We start from the raw sequence: 25,659 nt of genomic DNA, 5'->3' as shown, positions 1-25,659 counted from the left end.
TTAGAATCCTTTAATTAGCGATACCATTTTCTCTGCAACATTCTCTCCAAATAGATTTTCATATTTTAATGGGGTCTTAAAGGAAATGATTTTTTCCCAAAAGTTATCTTCTTCAGGATTGATTAGAATATTCCAACCCGAATTTACAGTTTCTTTCCACTCAGTTTCAGTGCGGAGTGTGACACAAGGTTTCTTAAGCATATATGCTTCTTTTTGAATTCCACCGGAATCCGTTATTATCATGGAGGAGGATTGCATAAGGTTAACAAAATCCAGATATCCTAGGGGATCAACAAATTCAATTTTATTTGAAAATTCATCTATTGAATCCTCCAACATTTTTCTAGTTCTTGGATGGATAGGGAAAATGATTTTAATTTCCATCTTTTCAAGGTCTTTCAATATTCCTATAATTTTGGAAGGTGTATCGACATTGGAAGGTCTGTGCAATGTCAATAAAAAAAAACCTGAAGAAGCATTTTCCTCAATTCTTCGCATTTTCATGGCATTTTTAAGCGAATCCACCATAATGTCACCTGTAAGATAACTTTTTGACCTAAGCCCTTCCCTATCTAGATTATCCATGCTTGTTTCTGTCGGAGCAAATAAATACCCCGAAATATGGTCTGTGATCTTTCTGTTAATCTCTTCAGGCATTTCATTGTTAAAACTTCTCAAACCAGCTTCAATATGGATTAAGGGCATATTTAATTTTGATGCTGCTAAAGCTCCGGCAAGCGTTGAATTAGTATCTCCAAAAACGACAACGAAATCCGGCTTTTCTTTCAATAATGATTTTTCAATCTCTACCAGCATTTTTGAAGTTTGTTCTGCGTGGGTTCCGCCTCCTATACCTAATTCATATTCAGGCTTAGGAATATTCAGTTCATCGAAAAATAGTTTTGACATATTCCGGTCAAAATGTTGTCCGGTATGGAAAATCACCTCTTTAAATTCTTTTCTAACTTCTTTAGAAAAAGGTTGAAGTTTGATGAATTGGGGTCTTGCGCCAACGATACTTACAATTTTTTTCATGTTATTTTAAATCTTTCGAAATCAAATGGTGAATTAAAATCCAATTCCGGATAATTCTCAAATAACCAGATCATAAAGGCGCTAAGATCGATTTTATCTTTTAGCATGGCGTCTCTTCTTTTTTGGAATTTGACTTTATATGTTTCATCTTCCAATATCTCTTTTACTTTTTCTATCAACTTTTCATAATCTGAAGGCAAAAAGTTAAAAGACAATCCATATTTGACTTCTTTTTCTTCCATCACGTTGATCTTTCCAACAAAATCATTACATCTAATTGTAGGTGTTCCAAGCACGGCGGCTTCCGATGTCATGGTTTGACTATCCCCGATAAAAATTTCTGCAAAAGCCAAAGCATGTAAAATATGCTTCGGATCAATTTTGATTCTGTATTTTTCAAGGTTTTTTGGCAAAGGCCGTTCAGTTGAGATGAATACTTTACCCTTTGGTTTAAGGATTGAAATCAACCCACTTACCTGAACGTCAGATATCCCTTTTTTCCCTACATCGTGGTATGATCTTAGGGAAACCAGTCTTATAATGAAGAATTTTTTGTCAGGAGAATCTAAAAAAGTAAGATGTTTTCTATCAGGATGAAAAACATTGGGATGCAGGTAGGCAAGTTCTTTATACCCAGGAAATTCGATTTTCTTTGAATTATATTTTTGTAAATCGGTAATATCAGGTGCTAATATGTTAGTGGCAGGTGAAAGTATCAAAGCAAATTGTTTGGTAATTGACAGGTCATCATCGGTAAACACGATTGTGGGAATCCCAAAAAGCCAACCCAGATAAACCAAAAGGTCATCAGTTATGAATAAGTCGAATTTCCTTTTCTTGGTGTACTTATAAAGCCTGTGGACTGTCCTGAAAGTGTTTATTCCTGAACTTATGTAAGGAGGCAAGCCATCAATTTTTCTTCCTTCAGGAAATATGTTGGAATAATCCCATCCTTCTGATTTCACCAAATCTTCTAAAACATCCTTGGAAGTGATCAATACTTCAACATGGTGACCCCTCCTTTTCAATTCATTGATGGTAATGCGAAAAACATGGAATTTTGAGGGGTGGACAAAGAAAAATAGGAATCTCATTTGATCATTTTTTATCGTCAGTCTATTTCTAAAAACACCTAAAGCTAATTTCTCATCAAACTCTTAAAAAACAACAAGTTTAGGATTTGTCCTTGTTCTATGTTTGTATTTAAAAGAATTGGTTTTGTATTTTGAAAGATTAAAAAGATATCCAATGATGAAATAGGAAAAAGCATTAAAGCCCAAATAAGTGATCCCCGAACTAAAATCACTTATAAATCTTAATAAAACCAAAATGAATCCAAAAAAAAACAGTAGTTCAATATTCCTAGATTTCTTTTTGAAAAAATTTAAAGATAAATACAGTGTTTTGATCTGGACCCAATAAAAGAATAAAAACAATCCCAATCCCAAAAATCCACCATTCCAAAAAATCCTAGCGTATGAGTTATGTAATTCTCTATCATCATATATCGTGTGTGAAATAAATTTTCTATCATTAAATACCTCTCGTGATCCAAAAATCAGTTTCTCTGGATTTTTTTTCAATATTGTATATGCATGAAAATTTTCTGTAAATCTTCCTTCTTGGGTAATATCGTATTCTTTGTTAAACCTACTTTCACGAGATTCTAGGGATTTAAGAAAATCAGAATAGAAGTAATTGAAAAATAATAAACCTGAAAAAAGGACTACTAATGCTATTCTCGATAAAAATCTCCAATTAAAATTATAAAAAATCAAGGCAATAAGTCCTAAAAATAAAATCAACAACAGCGTCCGTTTCAGAATTGCGAAAGAAATTGCGATGGTTAAAACAGCTAAAATAAAGGTGAATATCTTTACTTTTCTATTCAAAATCTTTTGATAGAAAAATAAAACAAAAATAAGGGAAAAAACAGGAACATATAATCCATTGAGAGAATAAAAACCAGTTTTCACCCCTCCAATGTACATTTCGTAGCCTATTCCAAAATAGTTGACAATCAAAAAGTAAAAAACAAAATAGGCTAGAAAAACCCATACATAGTTCACGATGAAGTAACTTAAATAAAATGAATTCAAAGAATAGCCGATAAAAAGGAAGGCAAAAGGAATTGAAAACTTCAAAAGCATATTTAGCGACAGCAACAAGTCAGAGCTAAAAATGCTCATTACCAAAAAAAGAATAATTAATAAAAAAGGTGCAAGAAAATCTTTGGTGTACCTAAGCTTGAATTTTTTAAAAAGGAGGTAAATAAAAAATCCGAAGTTTAATAACAACTGAAAAAGAATGATTGTAAACCTGTCTTCAAAATAAAGTAAAAATGACTCAATTACAGTATTGCCAAACAATACCCAAAAGGCAGCTCTGACAACTTTTTTTTCTAGACTATTTGCGAATTGGTTATTCATAAAGTTTCATCCAATCCTCGATAACGCTGTAATGGTAATCTTTCAAAACTACCTGTCTGTTGTGATTCAGTTTTTCAATAAGTTTCTCATCTGAAAGGATTTTTTCAATACATAGGTTGATTTGGTGAAATTCAGAAATCACTTCCACCTTGACTTTTTCCAAATAATATTGGTAAGGAAGCCAATCACCTGTAATGATTTGACAGTAAGCCATATTGCTCTCAAACATGGATGCAGCCATCATGTCGATCTTTCTTAAATGGAGGAAAATATCACTTGACATCCGAAGTGCTGCAATTTCCTCATGGGAAACAAAATCGGGAATCAATTTATAGTTCCTTTCTCCCAATTTTATCTTTGCGAGACTTGTTACTTTTTTTAATCTTTCTCCAGAGGTATCTAGGCGATTTGAAAAAGGAATAATAAAAAAATAATTTTCCAGATTTTTGAGGTTTTGAAGTTGATCAATCATTTTTTCGTGTTGCTCATTTTCGGTCCCATTATTCCCAACCATAATCACAATCTTGTTTTCAGGAATTCCCAACTGTTTTTTAAAGCTTACTTTATCTGAAAAATTTAATGGTTCATACAGTTTGAAATGTTCCTGAGGCAAGAAGATGACCGTCTTTTTATCATCAATCCTTTTCTTTTCAAGATACTTGTCAAGTATTTTATAGATTGATCTATTGGTTGCAATCAGCTTATCTGAAATATAAAATAGCTTTTTGAAATTGTTTTTAACAAAACTTCGATCATTCAAATCAGAGCCATAAAAGAAGATATACAATTTTTTACCTAACCCCTTGATTAACTGAGGTATTAACTGAAACTCTTCCCTGCAATAATTGATTTGGACAAAGTCGTATTTTCCTTGATTCTTCAAACAAAAGTAAATCAGAACGAAAAAGTTTAATCCCAAATAGGCTTTCCCTACAAATAACCACTTCATCCAAAAATTATAATCTGTTTCAATTTTATCATTTACAGAAATGTGGAGCTTTCTCTTAGTATCATATATATCTACGTGATTCCCCTTTGCGATCAGACTAAAAATAATATCATCGATATCCTTCCTATTGGAATAAAAGGGAGGAACTGAACGTACTAAGAACAAAATGTTTTTCATAGAAATATCAAACCAACCTTATACCAGTCTCTCTTTTTACTAAACCAAACAATAATAAAAAAGCGAAAATCCCATTCGCCACTACCGCCCAAATAGCTCCTGTAAAGCCAAAAAAGAAAGTAAATATAAATGTCGTCAATACTGTAAATAGGAGAAGGATGAGCGTCCTGAGGATATTCTCTTTTAGCTTTCCTGTCATCACCAAGATGGACCCTCCCCATGATATCAGCGCAAACGGAATAATCCCTAACATCGACAAAGCCAAATATCCCCATGAACCTGCAAACTCAGGCTTGTAGAATGCTATCAATATTTTGTAAAAAATCAAAATGGCAACAGCCTGAACCAAAACAACTGCAATGTTGACATTTCTTATGTTTTTCAGGGTTTTGTTCAATTCCTCCATGGTATTTGAAAACCAATGCTTCCCAATAAGCGGGTTGATATTTTGTTGAAGTGTTCCCGGAATAATATACATCGATTTGGCAAAGAAAATCAGGAAGCTATAAATCCCAACTTCTGTACTGCTGATCAGATAGCCGATGATGATGAGGTCTAGTTTGTCATTCAAGATGGAAAATGCCTCGGCAAAGAAGCTTTTCAAGCCGAAGGACAGATTGCTTTTGATATCCCTTATAGCAAAATTAATGGTCAGCAGGTTTGAAAATTTTGCAAAACAAAATACAAACAGGATTACTTCTGCTGCCAAAAACGAATAATAAATCCATATGGGATCCGCTGACACCAGGGTAACTGCAGCAACAAATCCTATGATAATCAGCCACCGGAACGATCGGACGTTAGAAAAGAGTTTTTGGTTTCTGGTACCTGTAGCAAACGCCATGAAATTTTTGTTCCAGTTGAAAAATGGCAATGACAAAGTTGCAATAAACAATGCCTTGGCAAGTTCCGGAGAACTGAAAACAGAAGGAAAAGAGTATGAAATAAGGAGGATTGCTGCTGAAAAAAGGATGGCGCTGACTGTGGTAATGGCGAAATTTGATGAAAAAATTCCTTTGTACTGTTGTGGCAATCCTGATGATATTTTTTGGATCAGGCAATTATTGATGCCCAAAGAAATAAAAGTGGAAAGAATAAGGTAAAATCCGAGTACCTGGTTGAATACTCCTAAAGTCGCAGCGCCAAATTGGTATCCGATAATCAGATTCACCAAAAATCCTGAAATAATCAGAATGCCTTGTGAGGAAACCAACCACAAGGTATCGACAGTAAATTTTCTGTCCTTGAGAATGCCTAAAATATTATTTCTCAACCTCCAAGATTATTCCCCCTAATCTTCCTTGCCGGATTCCCCACCCATACCTCATTGGCAGGAATGTCGGAGATGACCACCGAACCCGCCCCGACGATGCTGTTATCACCGATGCTGATTCCCTGCTTGGCTACGGCCCCCACTCCGAAAAAAACTTTGCTTCCCAAGGTGACATTTCCCGCCAAAGTGGCATTAGGAGAAACATGGGAAAAATCTCCGATGACGCATTCATGCTCGATAATCGCGCCGGTGTTGATGATGACTCCCTCGCCGATCTTTGCAAGGGAGTTGATGACTGTGTTTTTTCCTACAAAGGTGGAAAGACCAATTGTTGCCTTTGACGACACCAAGGCGGTTTTATCTATCACCGCCAATTGGTTGAAACTTTTGCTCTTAATAAAATTGACAACTTTTGCCCTAATGGCATTGTCTCCGATGCAGGGAAATATCAAATTTCCATCTATTACCAGACCCACATCATCAGCCCTTTCATCGCCAAAAAACTCCAGGTTGTAGGGATCCTCCACATTGTAATCTTTGGCAAAATATCCTCCAAGAGGCAATCCCAAATCAAGGATACTGTCCAAAACAACGTAGGCATGTCCTGAGTAGCCGATGAGGAAGACTTTATTTTGTTGTATCATTTTAATTTAAGAGGTTAATTTCTTATCTAAATTGAAGAATTGAATTTCAATGTTTTTGGGGCAAGGCTAATTTTTGACTTGGGATTATTTCGGCCAAAAACCGGATTGCTTTTCCTTTCCTTTTCTACCAAGATTTGACCCCGTCCGAATGGCTTCAGCCGGGCAGGCACTACGCGGCAAATCGTCGCTATCGGCTGTACCCTCAATTTATAAATCCCGCTTCTGGAGAAGCAGGATAGCGACGCCTCCTCTTACCTCTCACCTTTTACAATCCTTCATTCCTCTACCCTCCTCCTTCATCCTTTCTCTGCGTCCTCTGCGTGGATTCTGTGTCCCCTGTGGTGATTTATTTTATATAAATTGAAGAATTGAATTTCATTGTTTTTGGCGCAAGGCTATTTTTTGACTTGGGATTATTTCGGCCAAAAATCGGACTCATTCTCCATTTTGTTGCTACGAAGATTAGACCACTACGTGGCCTTTTCTCATCAAGTTAACAGCGGCTATTTTTCTTCTTACCTCTCACCTTTTACAATCCTTCATCCCTTTACCCTCCTCCTTCATCCTTTCTCTGTGTGGTTAAAAATTTTATTGATCTTTCAAAGAAACGGATGGTCGGCCAATGGTTTTTTGGAAAATGGATGGTAATCACCAATCAATCCTATGCCTTTTTGTTGTCTGATGTCATGGACAAGTTCGACCGAACTTCTAGCTTCCTGCAAACCAAACCCTTTTCCCAATAAAATCCCAGCATAACTCTCTGTATGCAAATCCACAAAACCCTCGCTAAACTCAATTTCCTGTCCTTCCAAAGCCAAAGACCGGTAAATAGTTTTTCCTTTTGCCAAGATGGATTCAGGCAAGGTTTCCTGATTGATACTCAAAAACCACCTGACCCGCGCCCTCTCCAATTCAAGGTATCCTGATGCCCTGTCATGGGTCTGCAGGTGGACGATATTGCTTTTTACTTTTCCAAAAATCCAGACCAACATGTCAAAAAAATGAATTCCTATATTGGTGGCAATGCCTCCTGATTTACTTTCATCCCCTTTCCAAGATGTATAGTACCAATTGCCCCGGGAGGAAATATAAGTAAGGTCTATGTCATGGGTTTTTCCAACAGGTTCGGCCAATACTTTTTCCCTAAGTTTTATTATCACAGGATGAAGGCGCAGCTGAAGGATGTTGAAAACCCTCGAACCGGTTTCTTTTTCTACCATTTCAAGTCCATCCATATTCCACGGATTGAGGACCAAAGGCTTTTCGCAGACCACATCTGCACCAAGCCGCAATCCAAACCTGATATGGGAATCATGGAGGTAATTGGGTGAGCATACACTGACGAAATCCACCCCCTTAGACTCCCTTTTCAACTTTTCGAGATGCCTGTCAAATCTTTCAAATTCATTAAAAAATGATGCTTGGGGAAAATAACCGTCCATTACGCCCACAGAATCAAACTTATCAAATGCAGCCACCAAATCGTTTCCGGTCTCTTTGATGGCTTTCATGTGTTTAGGCGCGATATATCCTGCCGCCCCGATCAGCGCAAAGTCCTTCATGGTTGACCTACAGATTTATGGATTTTCCCATTTTCCAATACATACACTTCGCCGCTTTCAGGACATATGGCTTTTCCTTCTTTGTCAAAATCAAGCTTATGGCCAAATTCCGACATCCATCCTGTCTGTCGGGAAGGATTACCGATCACTAAAGCATAATCAGGGACATCCTTTGTCACGACCGCCCCTGCGCCGATAAAGGAATAAGTCCCAATTGCATTGCCACAAATAATTGTCGCATTGGCACCTATTGTAGCACCTTTTCCAACTTTGGTGGATAAATATTCATTCTTCCTGCTGATGGCAGAACGTGGATTGAAGACATTGGTAAATACCATAGAGGGTCCCAGGAAAACATCGTCTTCGCAGGTAACTCCGGTATAGATAGAAACATTGTTTTGGACTTTGACATTATTTCCAAGGACAACTTCTGGAGACACTACCACATTTTGGCCGATGTTACAGTTTTTCCCGATTTTGCAATTGGCCATAATATGGGAAAAATGCCAGATTTTGGTCCCCTCTCCTATTTCGCAGCCTTGATCGATATAGGCTGATTCGTGTGCAAAATATGGTTTCATAGGAAATAGCTTTGGATAGAATCAATGATCAATTCTAATTGTTCAGGTTCCATTTCTGTATGCATGGGAAGTGAGATGACTTCCTGACAGAGTTTTTCAGCAATAGGAAAATCACCCTGTTGGTAGCCATAGCTTTGATAAGCTACCTGAAGGTGAACCGGAACAGGATAATAAACCATGGTAGGAATTCCGTTAAATGCCAGGGATTTGGCAAAAGCTTCCCTGTCGACTTCCTTCAATTTGATGGTATATTGGTGGAAAACATGGGAGGATGCTAGCACCCTTTTTGGAATGGAAATATGTGGATGCTTGTCAAAGGCTTTGTCATAAGCGGCTGCTACCTCTTTTCTTGCTTTGATATATCCGTCCAAATACCTGAGTTTTACCCGAAGCATGGCAGCCTGAATGGTATCCAGGCGAGAATTAACTCCAATGGTATGGTGATGGTATTTCTTTTTTTGTCCGTGTGTGGAGATCATCCGCATTTTTTCAGCCAGGTCATGGTCATTTGTAAACAATGCACCGCCATCGCCAAAACAACCCAAGTTTTTGGAAGGAAAAAATGAAGTTACCCCAATGTCTCCCATGGTACCCGATTGGGCCACAGTCCCATCCCCAAACCTATACACCGACCCGATGGATTGGGCGGCATCTTCTATCACTTTTAACCCATGTTGCTTTGCTATTTCCAAAATGGATTCCATGTCAGAACATTGTCCAAAAAGATGCACAGGAACAATTGCCACAGTTCTGTCTGAAATCATAGGCGCAATCTTTGCCATATCAATTTGAAAAGTATCGGGATCGACATCCACAAAAACAGGTTTCAGTCCCAAAAGTGCAATTACTTCCACCGCTGCGACATAGGTAAATGCCGGAACTATCACTTCATCCCCGGGTTTGAAATCAAGCGCCATCATCGCTATCTGCAAGCCGTCAGTGCCGTTGCCGCAGGGAATGACGTATTTACAATTGAGGTATTGCTTCAACTCATCAGCAAACAGCCTGACATGGGGTCCGTTGATAAAAGCAGTCTGATCAATGACTTCCTGCATGGCAGTATCGATTTCTTCTTTTATTTTTTCATATTGGGACCTTAGGTCCACCATCTGGATTTTTTTCATTTGTTCATTATGCTTTCCAAAGGCAATGGCACAGCTTCGCCACCTGGGTCACAGTAATTATCGGGATTTTGGAATTAAATCAAATTTTAAATTCTTACTTACTAATTCTTGGGAATTGACTAAGGATAAAGAAATTCTTCTCCTGTATGGCTATTGGGATTCGAAGGCTGCAGTTACCAATGACATCATCTAGCCGTGGACATCTTAATTTTGTCTTAATGTTTTGGCTAAAGCCGATTTTTTACTAGGCTTTTATTTGTGAATGGGCTAAAGCCACATTCCTATTGATCCTCACCAACATGTCAATACCCATTGTGAACATTTTTAAAATTGTTAAAAACTACCAATGACGTGAATCTCTTGGTCGTCACCCTGAGTGAAGCGAAGGGTCTCTTTCTTCTGAGATCTTTCATCCTCGTACCTCGGATTCAAGATGACGCAATACCAACCGTCATTCCTTATCTGAACATTTTAAAATGTTAAGGACTCAGAATGACGAGTAACCCAATGTTATTTTCAATTAGGGTTAGTTGGACCCCATTCTGAATTTATCATTCAATTTTCTCCTTCCCTACTCCCCTACTTCCTCTCCTTCCACCTCTTACCTTCCACTTTTCACCACCCCACTTCCAAACTTCCATTCTTCCAGCTTCCCTCCTTCCAACTTCCTCCCTTCTACCCCCTTCTCATCGCCCGCTTCCACCATGGCAACTGAACCTCATCATGGTAACCGTAGTGGCTTGAATAGCCGTAGCCATACCCGTAGCCGTAACCGAATCCATAACCTTTATCAATGTGAACATCATTGAGGATGGCGTAAATTTTGGATACACCGCCTTTTTCGATCAAATTGTTCAATATCTGGATATTGCTTTTGTTGGAAAATCCCTGCCTGAAAATGAAAAAGTTGACATCCGAATGCTTGAAGAGTTCTTTGGTCTCAGATACCAGGCCTGCGGGAGGACAATCCAACACGATCACATCGTACTCCTGCTTGATTTCCAACATGATTTTGGAGAATTTATTCTGAAGGAGCAACTCAGCAGGATTGGGAGGAATTGGGCCTGAGAGGATAATGTCCAAGTTTTCATACTTTGTTTTTTTTACCACTTCCCTCCATGGAATGTCCTTACTCAGACAACTGCTCATGCCTTGGTCATTGACCAGGCCAAACTCTTCAGCAATTTTTGGTTTTCTAAGATCCAACCCAATCAGCAAGGTCTTTTTGCCCAAAAGTGAATAAACAGAAGCCATATTGATAGAAGCAAATGTCTTTCCTTCCCCGGAAATACTGGACGTAAACAAGATGGTAAGCTGCTCTTTATTGGGACTCAGGTAGGACATGTCTGCCCGGATGTTTCTGAATGATTCGGTTACGGAAGACCTTGGATTGTGCAAAACGGGTTTGGGGTCATTGCCTTGGTTTCTCCCGATCATCCCGATCAATGGAGTTTTGATCTGCTTTTCGAGTTCCTTGGGATCTTCGATTTTGGTGTTTAGAAAATCCCTGATGGAAATGTAACCAATGGAAAAAATCAAACCAATCGCCAAACCGATGATCAGGTTGGTGATTTTCTTTGGAAAAACAGGTTCCTGTCCGGCACGGGCCAAGTCCAGAATGGAATTCTTAGGCATGTTCGACGCCCTCGTGATTTCGGATTCTGCCCTTTTTTGGAGGAGGTAGACGTAAATATTTTCGTTTACGGTAAATTTCCTTTGGATTCCCAAAAGCCTTCTTTCTGTTTCGGGGAGAGAATTGATTTCTTTTTCGACTCTTTTTATCTGAGAATTGATTTCCTGCAAGAAAGTATTGGTATTGCGGATAGAAGACTGCACATTTTCCTGAAGGGCATTCTTTGTATTTCGGATCTGACTGTTGATTTCCCTGATGGGTGGTGCTTCCTCTGAAAAGTTGTTGGAAAGCCTCATTTTTTCAGCCTGAAGCTCACTGATCTTTACTACAAGAGATTGCAAAAGCGGATCGGTGTTGCCGATAATTGCCGGCGCCACGATGTCACTGGCATTGTCTTTATTGACGTAATTTTGCAGGGTCTGAAAATACCTCAGGTTAATCTCAGCCTGAGATTTGTCTTTTTCGAGTTCTTGGAGCCTCAAAAAAATCTGCGAACCTTCTTCGCTCAAATTGAAAATCTTGTTTTCGGACCGGTATTTTTCCAGACTCCCTTCAAAAAAAGCAAGTGAATCTGTGATTCCGCTCAGTTGGTCTTCAATAAACCGGATGGTATTCTCTGCTGCTTTGTTTTTTTCATCCAATTCACGCTGAAGGTATACTTCCATCAGCTTGTTGAGGTATTGCTCCCCCATCCTTCTCACAGGCGTTTCAAAGGAAATATTCAGGATCGAAGCCTGTTTGTTGGTAGGGGTGACCGAAATTTTATCTTTTAGAAAAAGCGCCAATGAAGGCGTGTCTACCAATTGGATGAGAATTCTGTCACCGGGTTGGGCATTGTTGCTTTCAACTTTGATATTTAAATATTCCGATTCGATGGTTTCACCAAATAAATAAGTAGGATTGTGTTCAGGGATATCTTTGATTTCAGTTTTGTAGAATGGATCGGAAGGATTGAACAATTCAAAATCATCTCCTTCAGGCATGAAGCTGAATGTCTGACTATCCAATACCTCAATCAGAAATTTTCCATTGACCAGCTGCTTGTGGGTCCAATCCACGTCTACATCAACCGGAACTCCCGCATGAACCTGTGAGCTCATCAACAGGTCATCTGTAAAATAAAAGACATCCAAACCGAGTTCAGTAATTGCCTCTTCGGCAAGGGTATAGGATTTGAGGATGCCGATTTCGTTTTCGACGTTGTTTTTGATTGGCATCATGCCAACGGCATCAAAAATTTCGGAACCCAAGGCCTGTGGTTCTTCGGTCACAATCACCGAAGACTGGACCATGTATACCGGTGTTGCATACTTATTGAAAAGGAATGCTGCCAACGCACATACCAACGTACAAATGGCAATAAATGGCCAGTATTTGAGGTAATTGAATAAGATTACCTTCAACTCTATATCATCCTCATGCGGCGGCATAAAAGGATCAGGCATAAATGGGTAGGAGTTGTTAGCACTCATCAATTTTGGAGGATAATATTCAAAACCAAAGCAACAGCCGTAATGGAAGAAAGTATCAGCGCCACTGTCTGTGCGGTGTTTTCACCGGTACCGATTTCCCTTGTTTTCAGGGGTTCAGCGTAAATCTGGTCATTGGGTTGTATAAAATAAAAAGGAGTCTGTATAATCTGTCTGTCATTTAAGTTGATCCTGTGAAGCCTGGTACCATCAGGATATTGCCTTACAAGTAAGATTTGATCCCTTTTTGCCACAGTGGTCATATCTCCGGCTTGGGCAATGGCTTCAAATATGGTCAGCCTGTCCTGAAGGACGACATATTTGCCTGGTCTCCTGAATTCTCCAAGGGTCGAAAACCGGATTCCACCCAATTTGACCCTTACAAAAATCTCGGAAGTCACATATTTTTTCAACTCTTTTTCCACCAAAATCCTGATTTCATCCAAAGTCATGTCATTGACCTGAATTTCCCCTAAGAGAGGCATTCGGATAAAGCCATTTTTGTCAATGGTATAGCCAGTCATATAGTAAATGTCACCGCCGGATTGGGCAATCTGACCAAAAACAGCGTTGTTAGCCTCATTCTGGATTTTGGAGGTAAGGCCTTTTTCAAGAATCTGTTCTATGGTCTGAATCTGGATATCGATGATATCATTGTATTGAAGCCTGTACTCAGGCAATTCATAGCTGATCAATTCTCCATCCTGAATGACCTGATTTCCTTCAAGGTTTTGGTAATACATAATCTTCTTGTTGGATACACAAGAGGAAAAAGAGAGCATAAAAACCATCACCAAAAGACTCCAAACAACCTTTCTCATGGCCGGATCAAAAGAATTATTCATGGGAAATGTATTGTGTAAACTTAATCAAATAATTTAACATTGGACAAAGATCAGTCCCGGTGGAAATTTGACCGGAAGCATTTGGCTAATTACGAAAAAAAGCAAAGAACAGAAATCCTTTATTCCATTATTGGCTATAAAAATAAAGAATCCGATTTGAGATTCAGATGAGAATGTCAGATGGGATTCTTTCATGGATATACGCTTCTTTGTCAGTAACCCTATATTTTTTTCCAGCGGGGACGCCTGCCTGCGGTAGGCAGGGAAGACGGGTGTCTGAAGACCCCCGCCTGCCGTGAGGCAGGGATGAACCGTGCATTTCAGTCGGCAGACAAGAATTTAAATGGATATCAAATCTACTGTCATAACAGCGTACATCCATTAATTCTTTTATCAATTTGAAAATGAAATAATTCCCAGGGGAATTACCCGTCTGTTTTCTTTTCTTCAAATAAGGAAGGCACGTACTCTTTTTCCTCAAGTTTGACAAGATAGCCGTCTTCAAAAGTGGCCAAAACATAGAATTTATCATCCCGATTGACCCGATAGGTTTTTTGACTTCCGTCAAGGTTGCTCAAAACCGCATTTTCATTTTGCCTCAAAAATTTCTTTTCAGTCATTCCCTGATAATATTCAGGATTGGGGCCAAAAACCCCGCATGAACTCAATAGGACTATAGAAAGGATCAAAATCAGTAATTGCTTCATTTTTTTTATTGTTTTTTCAAGTATAAATATTGCAAAAACTTTGCCATGAAATTTATGGCTGATATTGAGTGACTTAGAAAAAATTGAATTTGATTTTGCTTCGAATGTTTGAAACATTGTATTTTTATCTACATTTGCGTCCTAGCGGCACGACCAGCTCCTGCTGAATCCCCCAGGTCCGGAAGGGAGCAAGGGTAGGCGGTTGTAGCGGTGCGATGCCGCTTCTTTTTTTTATTTTTTTTCCACTTTTTGAATTTTGGAATACCTTACATTTCAATTACTCATTCATCATTTTACATTCTTTTTCTCCTTCCATTTCCTGATTTATCAATTAACTTTGTACAATCAACATAAACAAACAACATATGAAATTCTTTATTGATACCGCCAACCTGAATGATATCAAGGAAGCCTACGATCTTGGCGTATTGGACGGCGTCACCACCAATCCATCCTTGATGGCAAAAGAAGGAATCAGCGGGGAAGAAAGAGTGCGTGCCCATTACAAAGCCATCTGCGACATCGTGGACGATAATGTAAGCGCCGAAGTCATTGCCACGGATTTTGAAGGAATGATTAGGGAAGGCAAGGAACTTGCAAAAATCGATAACAAAATCGTCGTAAAAATCCCCATGATCAAAGACGGTATCAAAGCCATCAAGTATTTTTCAAATGAAGGCATCAGAACCAACTGTACTTTGATTTTTTCAGCAGGACAGGCACTTCTTGCAGCAAAAGCCGGCGCAACCTACGTTTCACCATTTATCGGAAGACTGGATGACATCTCCTACGATGGCCTCGAGCTGATCGATCAGATTGTCAATATTTATGAAAATTATGGCTATGCGACCCAAGTTTTGGCGGCATCAGTAAGACATACCATGCACCTGATCAAATGTGCCGAACTCGGTGCAGATGTGGTGACATGTCCTTTGAAAGTTATTTTGGGATTGTTAAACCACCCACTTACAGACTCGGGATTGGCAACTTTCCTTGCTGACCACGCTAAGGCTGCAGGAAAATAATTGAATTGATTTGAAGGACCGGAACCATGAATTTCTATTCCGGTCCTTTCATTTCCCATATTGTCTATTTGTTTTTCTGAATGACAGTGAAACCCAATCAAAAAAACCGATGTTTAGATTTTAGACAACGGAACCTCCAAAAGCCATGTATATCTTAAAAGTAAAAGGAAAAGCTAAAATCCCTGATTATGTCCAAATCAGAGATGATAATTTTGTTTTGGTGGCTTATTTCAGGGCAGATAGACCCTTGAAGAATATCGAGAAATTTGGTTTGGAAGGTAAGGAAGTTGAATTGGAAACATTGATCCGTGAACTTCCTTTTGGAAAAACCCAAAAAATAGAACTTTGATGGAATTTGGGAAAGAATCGATTATTGAAGTAAAAGACGCCTGTATTTTTCAAGGATTGGATGCAGTCCTACAGGATGTGAATTTCACCATCGGCAAAGATGAATTCGTTTTTCTGATCGGTAGAACAGGAAGCGGCAAAAGCTCCCTGCTGAAAACGCTTTATGCAGATCTGAATCTTAAAATGGGCCAAGCGGAAATCGTAGGCTTCCAACTTGCCAAGATCAAAAAAAATGAAGTGCCTTACCTCAGAAGGAAACTTGGGATAGTATTTCAGGACTTCCAGCTTTTTCCGGATAGGTCTATTGCAGAAAATCTCTTTTTTGTCATGCGCGCCACAGGTTGGAAGGATAAGGAGAAAATGAAAAACAGGATGATCGAAGTTCTTCTGAAAGTTGGACTTGCAGATGCAGCCACAAAAATGCCACATCAGCTATCAGGCGGAGAACAGCAACGGGTGGTAATCGCCCGGGCACTGATCAACCAACCTTCTATACTCTTGGCAGACGAACCCACAGGAAACCTTGACCCCGATGTGGCTGATGGGATTTTCAAATTGTTTCAGGAAATCAACAATGAAGGAACTGCGATCCTGATGGCAACCCACAACCATGATTTATTGAGAAAATATCCCTATCGTGTATTGAAATGCGAAAAAGGCAAACTGCTTGACAGTAAGACTTCCGACATTACGATCAATACCTCTTATTGAGTCCCGGTTAATTGAAAAAACCGATTTTTTTTCAAATCAATTTCATGGATATTTGCGTTTAGTTCTTTGTTAGAACCTAGGGATCAATCCATTAAAGTTAAATGCTTATGAAATACCTATCCCATAATAAAGCCAGTCTTGCCCTGTTGTTTGGGGCGTTGATATTCTTGAATGCCTGCAAAGAAAAAACCGATGATCCTATACCGGAATTGTCTGCCAATGCCAAAGTAAATACTTGGATCCAGGAAATGATGGACACCTATTATTTATGGTTAGGTGATATGAAAAACCCGATTGCATTAGATTCCGATCCTGAAGATTATTTTGAATCGTTACTTTTTAGACCTACTGATCGGTTTTCAGCTATTTATCCTGATTATGAGGAATTGATGCGTCTCCTTACAGGAGTATCCAAAGAGGCAGGTTATGAAATTATCCTGGCGCGAGAAAGCAATATCAACAACAATGTTATTGCATTTGTTACCTATACCAAAAAAGGAAGTCCTGCAGAAAACAAGGGTATGAAACGAGGGGACCTTATCACCCAGATCAATGGCGTAAGAATGAATTTGGATAACTACCAAGAATTATTAGGATTAAGGTCTGAGGCTCATACGGTCTCTTTATTTAGGTATAATGAGGAAACCAATAATTATGTTGCGCTTCCTCCTGTTGATTTGACCACTGAAGTTTTATCTGAGAATCCTAATTATATTGATACCATATATACAATTGGAAATCAAAAAATAGGATATTTTGTCTATAACTTTTTCGCTCCGGGGATTGAAGGTCAGCCTTCCAAATATGATAATGAAATGGATGCTATTTTCTCTAAATTCAAAGCTGGAGGCATCAACCACCTAATTTTGGATTTAAGGTATAATGGGGGGGGATTAGTGGAAAGTACTTTAAACTTGGGAAGTTTGATTGCTCCAGGAGTTACAAACACTGATGTATTTTTCAAAAGAAAGTACAACAGTTTTCTAATGAGTTTCGACCAATTCAAAAATATTCAGTATGAATTTGAATCCAAACCAGAAAATCTTGGCCCAATATTGACAGGAAATAGGGTATATGTTATTACATCTTCCCGGACTGCTTCTGCCAGTGAATTAACTATCAATGGATTAAAACCTTATATGGACGTATTTATGGTAGGAGGCTTGACACTTGGGAAAAATGTAGGTTCAATAGTAATCGAGGATGAAGAAAATCCTGAAAATAAGTATGGGCTGATACCGATTGTGCACAAATCGTACAATAAAAACGACCAATCTGATTATTCTAACGGCTTTCAGCCTAATATCCAAGGAAATGAGCTTTCCCAGCCAAACTTGTTACCACTTGGAGATACCAATGAGTTTCTGCTGAAACTGACTTTGGAACAGATCACAGGTATTCCTTCTTCAGATAGGGTGAAGCTTATCGACAGAATTGATCTAGGAAGTTCAATTGAAAATCATCCGAGGTTTGGTAAAATGATTGACAACAAAACAAAATTTAACCTGAAGCAATAACAAAATCAAGCTCCTTCCCCACCGGAAGGAGTTTTTTTTTTGACTTACCCGTTCCATAATTAGAAATGATAGAATAAAACCTGTCAAATTGTCGGTATTTTTTTAATTTCGCAGTCCAAAGTAATTATCCATGGAAAATATCATCAGAGATATAGATATCCTCAGCCCCGAGGAAGCACAGGCAACTGATTACAAAACAACCGAGGAAGTCAATACAGGCAAGCAAAAAAAGCTCTACATCGAGTCATATGGCTGCCAGATGAATTTCTCAGATTCAGAAATCGTCGCTTCCATCATGAAGGATAATGGCTACGACACCACGTCGGATTTTGAGCAGGCGGATGTGATTTTTTTGAATACTTGCTCTATCAGAGACAAAGCAGAACAAACGGTCCGAAAAAGACTTAGCCAGTTTAATACGCTTAAAAGAAACAAACCGGAACTGATGGTCGGTGTTCTTGGCTGCATGGCTGAGCGGTTGAAAGAAAAACTTCTAGACGAAGAAAAAATCGTGGATGTAGTCGTCGGACCGGATGCATACAGGGATCTTCCCAATCTGGTGACCGGCGCAGAATTCGGTAACAAAGGCGTCAACACTTTCCTCTCCAGGGAAGAAACCTACGCGGACATCTCCCCTGTCCGACTCAATTCTAATGGAGTCAATGCCATGATCTCGATCATGAGAGGCTGTGACAACATGTGTTCTTTTTGTGTAGTACCCTTTACAAGGGGACGGGAAAGAAGCCGTGATCCACATTCCATTACCAATGAAGCGAGGGAGCTTTTCAATCAGGGATATAGGGAGGTAATGCTTTTGGGCCAAAATGTAGACAGCTACAAATGGTCTCCCGAGGAAAACAACAAAGCAAGACTGAGCAAAAAGGAAGATGAAGTATCAGAAGTGGTACATTTCCATCATTTGTTGGAGATGATCGCGGAGATCAGTCCCTTGTTGAGGGTTCGCTTCTCAACTTCCCACCCAAAAGACATCACCGATGAGGTGCTGTACACGATCAAAAAATACGACAACATCTGCAAATACATCCACCTTCCTGTCCAAAGCGGAAATTCCAGAATTCTCGAATTGATGAATAGGACATACGACCGGGATTGGTACTTGGAAAGGGTAAGCAAAATCAGGGAAATTCTAGGAGAGGAATGTGGCATTTCTTCCGATATGATCACGGGATTTTGCAGTGAGACGGAAGAAGAGCATCAGGAAACTTTGACATTGATGGATATCGTGAAGTATGATTTTTCATATATGTTTTTCTATTCCGAGCGACCGGGAACCTTGGCTGCCAAAAAATTTGCAGATGATATTCCTTTGGAAGTAAAAAAAAGAAGGTTGGCCGAAATCATCGAAAAGCAAAGCCAACTTTCATTTGAAAGAAATAAACTTGACTTGGGGAAAATCCAAGAAATCTTGATAGAAGGAACTTCAAAAAGGTCTAATTCGCAGCTCAAGGGAAAAAACTCGGCCAATAAAGTAGTCATCGTTCCTGATGGTCCTTACCAAAAAGGAGATTATGTGATGGTAAAAATTACCGATTGCTCCCCTGCAACATTGTTTGGAGAAGTTGTTTCCTGATATTCAAAACGCTATAATGATCACAAACTCAGAGATTCAAAGTATAAAGCAGCGGTTTGGCATAATCGGAAACAGCCCATTATTAAACCATGCCATTCAGGTGGCGATGCAGGCTTCCCCGACCGACATGACCGTTTTGATTACCGGAGAAAGCGGCAGCGGCAAGGAATCATTTTCAAAAATCATACACTCGCTTAGCCTCCGCAAACATGGCAAATTCATCGCCATCAACTGCGGGGCAATTCCGGAAGGAACGATTGATTCCGAGCTTTTTGGCCATGAAAAGGGATCCTTCACCGGCGCACATGAAGCAAGAAAAGGTTATTTTGAAGTGACCGATGGCGGTTCGATTTTTCTAGATGAAATCGGAGAAATGCCATTAGGAACGCAGGCAAGGCTATTGAGGGTTTTGGAAAATGGAGAATTTATCAAAGTCGGTTCTTCCAAAGTGCTCAAAACCAACGTCCGAGTCATCGCAGCCACCAATGTCAACCTGATCAAAGCCGTGGACAAAGGGGAATTCAGGGAAGACCTTTATTACAGGTTGAATACAGTTCCGATCTATGTGCCGCCACTGCGGGAAAGAGGCGAAGATGTCGTCATGTTGTTCCGAAAATTCACAACTGATTTTTCCGAACGGTATAAAGTAAAGCCTATTTCCCTTGACGATGCTGCCAAGAAGTTATTGATAAAATTCCCTTTTCCCGGAAATATCCGTCAGCTTAAAAACATAGCGGAGCAGATTTCATTGTTGGAAGAAAACAGAGAGGTCGAAGCAGCAACCTTAGCCAAATACTTACCTACGGATCAAAGCAGGCTTCCGGCCTTGACAGGAAAATCGGGAGGATCGAATGAATTCTCTGATTTTTCAGAAAGAGAAATACTATACAAAGTCCTTTTTGATATGAAAAAGGACGTAAACGAGCTTAAAAAAATGGTTTTGGAGGCTTTCCAGTCAGGTGGATTGAATCCCAACATCATGAGCAAGCACCAAAACCTCTTCGATGATTTGGAACCTGCTTCTTCATTCGAAGAGAAAAAGCCTTCAACCGCTCCCTCCAATTTGCCTTTGGTCATTGACCATCAAAACCAAAATGAGGAAACGGAAGATTATGACGACGATACTATCGAAGACATCATCCATGAGGAAGACGACAATTCACTTTCTTTGGAGAAAAAAGAAAAAGAAATGATCCTCAAAGCGCTTCGGAAACACAACAACAAAAGAAAATACGCTGCAGGTGACCTTGGGATATCCGAAAGGACGTTATATAGAAAAATCAAACAATATGACATTGAATAGGAAAACCAGACGATATTTCTTGACATTGCTGCTTCCGATATTGCTGCTTCAGGGATGTGCGATCAAATACAGCTTTACCGGAACGAATATTAATTATGAATTGACCAAGTCCTTTTCGGTGGAAAATTTCTTCAATGATTCCGGCGGTGGTCCTGCCAATATGGAGCAGCTATTTACAGAATCGCTCAAGGAATTTTATCAGAGAAATACACAGTTGGAATTGGTCAGGACAAATGGTGATTTACAGTTTCTCGGAGCAATCAAACGATATGCAATCACTCCACAGGCAACAGTAACGAGCACAGACCCCAATCTTCCTGACAGAGCGGGGCAAATGCGATTGACGATTTCTATTGAAGTGGAGTACCTGAATACGGTCAATGAGGATGAAAATCTCAAACAAACTTTTTCGTTTTTTCAAGATTATGACCCAAGGACAACTTCTATTCTTCAGGTTGAGAGCCAATTGATCGAAGAAATATTTGAGAATATTATTCAGGACATTTTCACTGCCACCGTTGCCAATTGGTAAAAATGAGTAAATTGGAATCTATTCAACAATCAAATCCGTGAACAGCCATCAACTAATCTCAATTCTGAAAGTAGGCAACAACCTTCAAAAAGAAGATATCACCCACCTGATCAAATTGCATGAGAGTTTTCCGTTTTTTCAAGTTCCCAAAGTTTTACTCTCCAAGTATGAATTTGAAAAATCAGCGGGGAAATCCAAGGAGCTTTTGAATTGGGCAGCCATTACAAGTCCGGATCGGGCTTGGCTCAAATTAATGGTCGAATCTGATGTCCCATTCCGGTTTTTGGAAAACAAGATTGTCGAAAACATGGAAACTTTTTCCAATTTCAAACCAAACAATCAAAAAAACATTGTTTTAGAGGGATTTGAAAAATCCTTGGTTCCTGAACCCACCAAAGAAACAGATCCGGAACTCAGGGCAAAAATCCTCAAAAAACTCGAAGAAAATCTCAATAGCCGGAAAGACCAACAGGTAACCCAAAGTATTGAAGAACCCGTAACACCGCCAAAACCCAAAAAAAGAAGGGTAAATGATGATCTGATTGAAAACATCAGGAAAAGAGAGAAGAAGGAAATTGTAGATGAGAAGAAAAAAGAACAGATAGACCTGATCAAAGCTTTCAGCAAAAGGGAATTCAAGTTGGCGACGCTCAAGGAAATGGAAGATTTCCAAAAACAGGCTGATCTCTCCGAAAACAGCACCCATCTCCATCCCACCTTGCTTTCGGAATCGTATGCCAAACTGTTGGTCAAGCAAGGCAAAAAACAAAAAGCGAAAGAAATTTATCAAAAATTAATGGTGAAATTTCCAGATAAAAGCATTTACTTTGCGGACTTAATTAAAGGCTTTGATTTACAATAGCAATCATATGTTCACATTTCTCATTACGTTAACAATCATTTTGGCGGTTTTATTGGTTCTTGTCATCCTTGCACAGGATTCAAAAGGAGGCGTTGGAGCCGCTTTTGGTGCGGGTGCATCCCAGATAATGGGTGTAACCAAGACCGGAAATATTCTTGAAAAATCTACCTGGGTTTTGGCAATTGCCATCTTGGCCCTTGCTCTTTCATCTTCGGCTTTCTTTTCAACCATTCAGCCGGGGCAAACCACTTCTCCGAATATTGAAAATGCAAGGAAACAAGTTGTAAGCCCTTCTTTTGGTGATACGGAAAGCATATTGCCTACCGAAGGAACAGAAACGGTTCCGGTCGATACCACGGAAAACTAAAATTAAAAAAATAACAGCCCGCACCAAGCGGGCTTTTTTATTCCACCATTTTTAGGATCAGTCTTTTGCTGATTGGAACAAAACTCTCTTCCAATGGAATCTGCTGCCGGCTGCAAATACTGTATGTCGCAGGGTTTGGAAGTTCTCTATTGGTTTTTATCAGGTCAAGTTTGATATTTTCATAGGTATTGAGAATGGATCTTCTTGCTTTTTGGACCAATTGCATCATGATTCCTTTGAAGGTATCGACGCTGTTTTGGAACAGATTCACTTTGTACCTGTATACAAATACATCTTTGGACTTGTCAAAGGAAAGAAAAACGTACCCCTCCTTCTGATATAAAGGGGAAATTCCGATTGGTTCTATCATCATTTCTCCTTCCAGAAAATCATAGATGTTTTTTCCGTCTTCGATATGGTTTTTGAGTTGGGGAAGAGAAAATGCCACAATCTCTTCCAACTGTTTCATCATATCATCATCAATGACCAAAGGCTTGTATATAAACTTCAGCTCTTTGGTGTCAGGACCCTGTAGCATTTTTGGGAATGCAGATTTGATTTGGTCTCTGTTCTGCTCAAAATTCTTCAGCCGGGTGTAGTGCTGAATCAAGTCGGCCAAAGGTGGATATAATTTCACCTCTTTGAACTGTCCGCCGACATGTTGCAAATAGGCCAAAAGAAGGTATTTTTTGTATTCAAAATCTATCCAACCTTCCGTAATCCAATTTTCAGATAAGCTTTTCATAACATTCTGTTTGTGAAAATTTAAAAAAATCTGACATCAATTAAAAATACATGGGAAAAATTGACAGGAAATTTTATTGGAACCTCGAACTTCTGACAGCCTTAAAGCCAAATTGACGGACTATATGTCAGTTGGCCGTTTAATATATTCTTTGGCACAAGAAGTGATAATTGAGGTTTACAAGATTTTGTTACTAACCTTTAAAAATCCAATAATTATGTCAAAAGTAAACATCAAACCTCTTGCAGACAGAGTTCTGGTGGAGCCTGCTGCAGCTGAAGAAAAAACCGCATCTGGACTTTACATCCCTGATACTGCCAAGGAAAAACCTCAGAAAGGCACAGTGATCGCAGTAGGAAGCGGTAAAAAAGACGAGCCGATGACTGTAAAAGTAGGTGACCAAGTGCTTTATGGCAAATACGCAGGTACAGAACTTGCAGTTGAGGGACATGATTACCTTATCATGAGAGAATCAGACATTTTTGCGATTCTTTAATCATCTTATCCAAACATTTAAAAGAACCTAAAACAACAAAAAAATGGCTAAAGAACTATTTTTCAATACCAACGCTAGAGACAGATTGAAAAAAGGCGTGGACGCTCTTGCTGATGCAGTAAAAGTTACACTCGGACCAAAAGGAAGAAATGTCATCATTGACAAAAAATTTGGTGCACCAGCGATCACCAAAGATGGTGTGACAGTAGCCAAAGAAATAGAATTGTCTGAGCCAATTGAAAACATGGGTGCTCAGTTAGTGAAAGAAGTAGCTTCCAAAACTGCCGACAACGCAGGTGACGGAACTACCACTGCCACTGTATTGACCCAAGCGATTTTTGGCCTTGGAATCAAAAACGTAGCTGCAGGTGCCAACCCGATGGACCTCAAAAGAGGTATCGACAAGGCTGTAGCTGCTATCATTGCTGATTTGAAAGCAAATTCAAAAACAATCTCTACCAGCAAAGAAATCCAACAAGTAGCTACTGTATCTGCTAACAATGACGAGGAAATCGGCAAGATGATAGCAAATGCAATGGACAAAGTCGGTAAAGACGGTGTCATCACTGTAGAAGAAGCAAAAGGAACAGAAACTGAAGTCCGCACCGTAGAAGGTATGCAATTTGACAGAGGATATCTTTCTCCATACTTTGTGACCAACACAGAAAAAATGGAAGTCGAATTGGACAGACCATTTATTTTGATCTATGACAAGAAGATCTCTTCTATGAAGGAATTGCTTCCTGTTCTAGAGCCGGTTGCACAATCAGGCAGACCTTTATTGATCATTTCTGAAGATGTTGACGGTGAAGCATTAGCTACATTGGTAGTAAACAAAATCAGAGGTGCCTTGAAAGTAGCAGCTGTAAAAGCTCCTGGATTCGGTGACAGAAGAAAGGCAATGTTGGAAGATATTGCTGTGCTTACTGGAGGAACTGTAATTTCTGAAGAAAGAGGTTACAAGTTGGAGAATGCTACCATCGATTACCTTGGAACTGCCGAAAAAATCAACATCGACAAAGACAATACTACTATTGTCAACGGTGCAGGCGAAAAGTCAGGCATCGAAGCAAGAATCAACGAAATCAAAGCTCAGATAGAAAAAACAACTTCTGACTATGATAGAGAAAAACTTCAGGAGAGATTGGCAAAATTGTCAGGTGGGGTTGCTATCCTGTACATCGGAGCTGCTACTGAAGTAGAAATGAAAGAAAAGAAAGACAGAGTTGACGATGCATTGCATGCGACCAGAGCTGCTGTTCAAGAAGGAGTAGTAGTAGGTGGTGGTGTTGCTTTGGTTAGAGCTGCTGCAGCTTTGGATCAATTGAAAGGTGCCAATGAAGATGAAGATACAGGTATCAATATCATCAGATTTGCTATCGAATCTCCGTTGAGAACCATCGTGGCGAATGCCGGTGGTGAAGGTTCAGTTGTCATCAACAAAATCAAAGAAAATAAAGGTAATTTCGGTTACAATGCAAGAACAGATGTCTATGAAGACCTTTTCGAAGCAGGTGTCATCGATCCTACCAAAGTGACAAGATTGGCTTTGGAAAATGCCGCTTCTATCGCAGCATTGTTGCTCACTACCGAATGTGTGGTAGCCGATGTGAAAGAAGATTCTCCTGCCATGCCTCCAATGGGCGGCGGTGGAATGGGCGGTATGATGTAATCAAATCTCCAATCAAAATAGGAAGAGGAACTCAAAAGGTTCCTCTTTTTTTTTCTTATCCA

General features: G+C 39.4%; 24 protein-coding genes and 1 other RNA gene. 12 read left to right on the top strand and 13 right to left on the bottom strand.

The features are described 5' to 3' along the window. From wecB to MMU05_RS03905, 12 genes are all read right to left on the bottom strand, one after another. On the bottom strand, positions 1-1,035 hold the full coding sequence (wecB, locus tag MMU05_RS03960) for a non-hydrolyzing UDP-N-acetylglucosamine 2-epimerase (RefSeq protein ID WP_241140369.1): 1,035 nt from the start codon (positions 1,033-1,035) through the stop codon (positions 1-3). Further along, positions 1,032-2,129, bottom strand: a complete 1,098-nt coding sequence (locus MMU05_RS03955) for a DUF354 domain-containing protein (protein WP_241140368.1) — start codon at positions 2,127-2,129, stop codon at positions 1,032-1,034. The genes wecB and MMU05_RS03955 overlap by 4 nt, the downstream gene beginning before the upstream one ends. Positions 2,130-2,192: 63 nt before the next feature. Then, on the bottom strand, positions 2,193-3,185 hold the full coding sequence (locus MMU05_RS03950; RefSeq protein ID WP_241140367.1) for an O-antigen ligase family protein: 993 nt from the start codon (positions 3,183-3,185) through the stop codon (positions 2,193-2,195). Between the two features lie 271 nt (positions 3,186-3,456). Then, positions 3,457-4,251: a hypothetical protein gene (locus MMU05_RS03945; protein ID WP_241140366.1), complete on the bottom strand. Its 795-nt coding sequence runs from the start codon at positions 4,249-4,251 to the stop codon at positions 3,457-3,459. A 346-nt stretch (positions 4,252-4,597) separates the two neighbouring features. After that, entirely contained in the window at positions 4,598-5,863 is a 1,266-nt protein-coding gene (locus tag MMU05_RS03940) for an oligosaccharide flippase family protein (protein ID WP_241140365.1), read from the bottom strand. Beyond that, positions 5,860-6,507, bottom strand: coding sequence for an acetyltransferase (locus tag MMU05_RS03935; protein ID WP_241140364.1), 648 nt, complete (start codon positions 6,505-6,507; stop codon positions 5,860-5,862). The genes MMU05_RS03940 and MMU05_RS03935 overlap by 4 nt, the downstream gene beginning before the upstream one ends. A 599-nt stretch (positions 6,508-7,106) precedes the next feature. Then, positions 7,107-8,069 carry a Gfo/Idh/MocA family oxidoreductase gene (locus tag MMU05_RS03930; protein ID WP_241140363.1) on the bottom strand — a complete coding sequence of 321 codons (963 nt, stop codon included), beginning with the start codon at positions 8,067-8,069 and terminating at the stop codon, positions 7,107-7,109. After that, positions 8,066-8,650 carry an acyltransferase gene (locus MMU05_RS03925; RefSeq protein ID WP_241140362.1) on the bottom strand — a complete coding sequence of 195 codons (585 nt, stop codon included), beginning with the start codon at positions 8,648-8,650 and terminating at the stop codon, positions 8,066-8,068. Before MMU05_RS03925 ends, MMU05_RS03930 begins: the two co-directional genes overlap by 4 nt. Continuing rightward, a complete protein-coding gene (locus tag MMU05_RS03920) occupies positions 8,647-9,774 on the bottom strand; it encodes a DegT/DnrJ/EryC1/StrS family aminotransferase (RefSeq protein ID WP_241140361.1) in 1,128 nt (375 codons plus the stop codon). Before MMU05_RS03920 ends, MMU05_RS03925 begins: the two co-directional genes overlap by 4 nt. Before the next feature lie 675 nt (positions 9,775-10,449). Further along, on the bottom strand, positions 10,450-12,879 hold the full coding sequence (locus tag MMU05_RS03915) for a GumC family protein (RefSeq protein ID WP_241140360.1): 2,430 nt from the start codon (positions 12,877-12,879) through the stop codon (positions 10,450-10,452). Then, complete coding sequence (locus MMU05_RS03910) at positions 12,879-13,667, bottom strand: polysaccharide biosynthesis/export family protein (protein WP_418884460.1); 789 nt, start codon at positions 13,665-13,667, stop codon at positions 12,879-12,881. Before MMU05_RS03910 ends, MMU05_RS03915 begins: the two co-directional genes overlap by 1 nt. Before the next feature lie 479 nt (positions 13,668-14,146). Next, a complete protein-coding gene (locus MMU05_RS03905) occupies positions 14,147-14,428 on the bottom strand; it encodes a hypothetical protein (RefSeq protein WP_241140358.1) in 282 nt (93 codons plus the stop codon). Between the two features lie 141 nt (positions 14,429-14,569). Here MMU05_RS03905 and ffs point away from each other — a divergent pair. The 10 genes from ffs (at position 14,570) to secG (ending at position 22,684) form a co-directional block, all read left to right on the top strand. Beyond that, an RNA gene (ffs, locus tag MMU05_RS03900) (signal recognition particle sRNA small type) lies at positions 14,570-14,656 on the top strand. A 137-nt stretch (positions 14,657-14,793) separates the two neighbouring features. Then, on the top strand, positions 14,794-15,453 hold the full coding sequence (fsa, locus tag MMU05_RS03895; protein ID WP_241140357.1) for a fructose-6-phosphate aldolase: 660 nt from the start codon (positions 14,794-14,796) through the stop codon (positions 15,451-15,453). Between the two features lie 145 nt (positions 15,454-15,598). Then, on the top strand, positions 15,599-15,802 hold the full coding sequence (locus MMU05_RS03890) for a fructose-6-phosphate aldolase (RefSeq protein ID WP_241140356.1): 204 nt from the start codon (positions 15,599-15,601) through the stop codon (positions 15,800-15,802). Beyond that, a complete protein-coding gene (locus MMU05_RS03885; RefSeq protein WP_241140355.1) occupies positions 15,802-16,512 on the top strand; it encodes a cell division ATP-binding protein FtsE in 711 nt (236 codons plus the stop codon). The genes MMU05_RS03890 and MMU05_RS03885 overlap by 1 nt, the downstream gene beginning before the upstream one ends. A 107-nt stretch (positions 16,513-16,619) precedes the next feature. Beyond that, entirely contained in the window at positions 16,620-18,029 is a 1,410-nt protein-coding gene (locus MMU05_RS03880; protein WP_241140354.1) for a S41 family peptidase, read from the top strand. Positions 18,030-18,159: 130 nt separating this feature from the next. Then, entirely contained in the window at positions 18,160-19,620 is a 1,461-nt protein-coding gene (miaB, locus tag MMU05_RS03875; protein ID WP_241140353.1) for a tRNA (N6-isopentenyl adenosine(37)-C2)-methylthiotransferase MiaB, read from the top strand. 16 nt (positions 19,621-19,636) lie between these two features. After that, positions 19,637-20,923 (top strand): sigma-54 interaction domain-containing protein, encoded by a 1,287-nt coding sequence (locus tag MMU05_RS03870; RefSeq protein ID WP_241140352.1) that lies wholly within the window; start codon positions 19,637-19,639, stop codon positions 20,921-20,923. Then, positions 20,910-21,455, top strand: a complete 546-nt coding sequence (gene lptE, locus MMU05_RS03865) for an LPS assembly lipoprotein LptE (protein WP_241140351.1) — start codon at positions 20,910-20,912, stop codon at positions 21,453-21,455. Before MMU05_RS03870 ends, lptE begins: the two co-directional genes overlap by 14 nt. Before the next feature lie 37 nt (positions 21,456-21,492). Continuing rightward, a complete protein-coding gene (locus MMU05_RS03860; protein WP_241140350.1) occupies positions 21,493-22,317 on the top strand; it encodes a hypothetical protein in 825 nt (274 codons plus the stop codon). A 7-nt stretch (positions 22,318-22,324) separates the two neighbouring features. Next, positions 22,325-22,684: a preprotein translocase subunit SecG gene (gene secG / locus MMU05_RS03855; protein ID WP_241140349.1), complete on the top strand. Its 360-nt coding sequence runs from the start codon at positions 22,325-22,327 to the stop codon at positions 22,682-22,684. A gap of 37 nt (positions 22,685-22,721) precedes the next feature. Here the strand turns inward: secG and MMU05_RS03850 are convergent, their stop codons facing one another. Next, the gene (locus MMU05_RS03850) at positions 22,722-23,429 is read right to left on the bottom strand and encodes a hypothetical protein (protein WP_241140348.1); all 708 of its coding nucleotides are present in this window, start codon (positions 23,427-23,429) and stop codon (positions 22,722-22,724) included. 217 nt (positions 23,430-23,646) lie between these two features. On the opposite strand from MMU05_RS03850, the gene MMU05_RS03845 reads away from it, so the two are divergent. Together MMU05_RS03845 and groL are read left to right on the top strand one after the other, a co-directional pair. Further along, the gene (locus MMU05_RS03845; protein ID WP_241140347.1) at positions 23,647-23,925 is read left to right on the top strand and encodes a co-chaperone GroES; all 279 of its coding nucleotides are present in this window, start codon (positions 23,647-23,649) and stop codon (positions 23,923-23,925) included. A 43-nt stretch (positions 23,926-23,968) separates the two neighbouring features. Beyond that, positions 23,969-25,597, top strand: coding sequence for a chaperonin GroEL (groL, locus tag MMU05_RS03840; RefSeq protein WP_241140346.1), 1,629 nt, complete (start codon positions 23,969-23,971; stop codon positions 25,595-25,597). The last annotated feature ends 62 nt before the right edge of the window (positions 25,598-25,659 follow it).

The organism is Cognataquiflexum rubidum, assembly GCF_022538115.1.
GTDB lineage: Bacteria > Bacteroidota > Bacteroidia > Cytophagales > Cyclobacteriaceae > Cognataquiflexum > Cognataquiflexum rubidum.
This window is presented reverse-complemented; position numbering and strand designations above follow the sequence as displayed.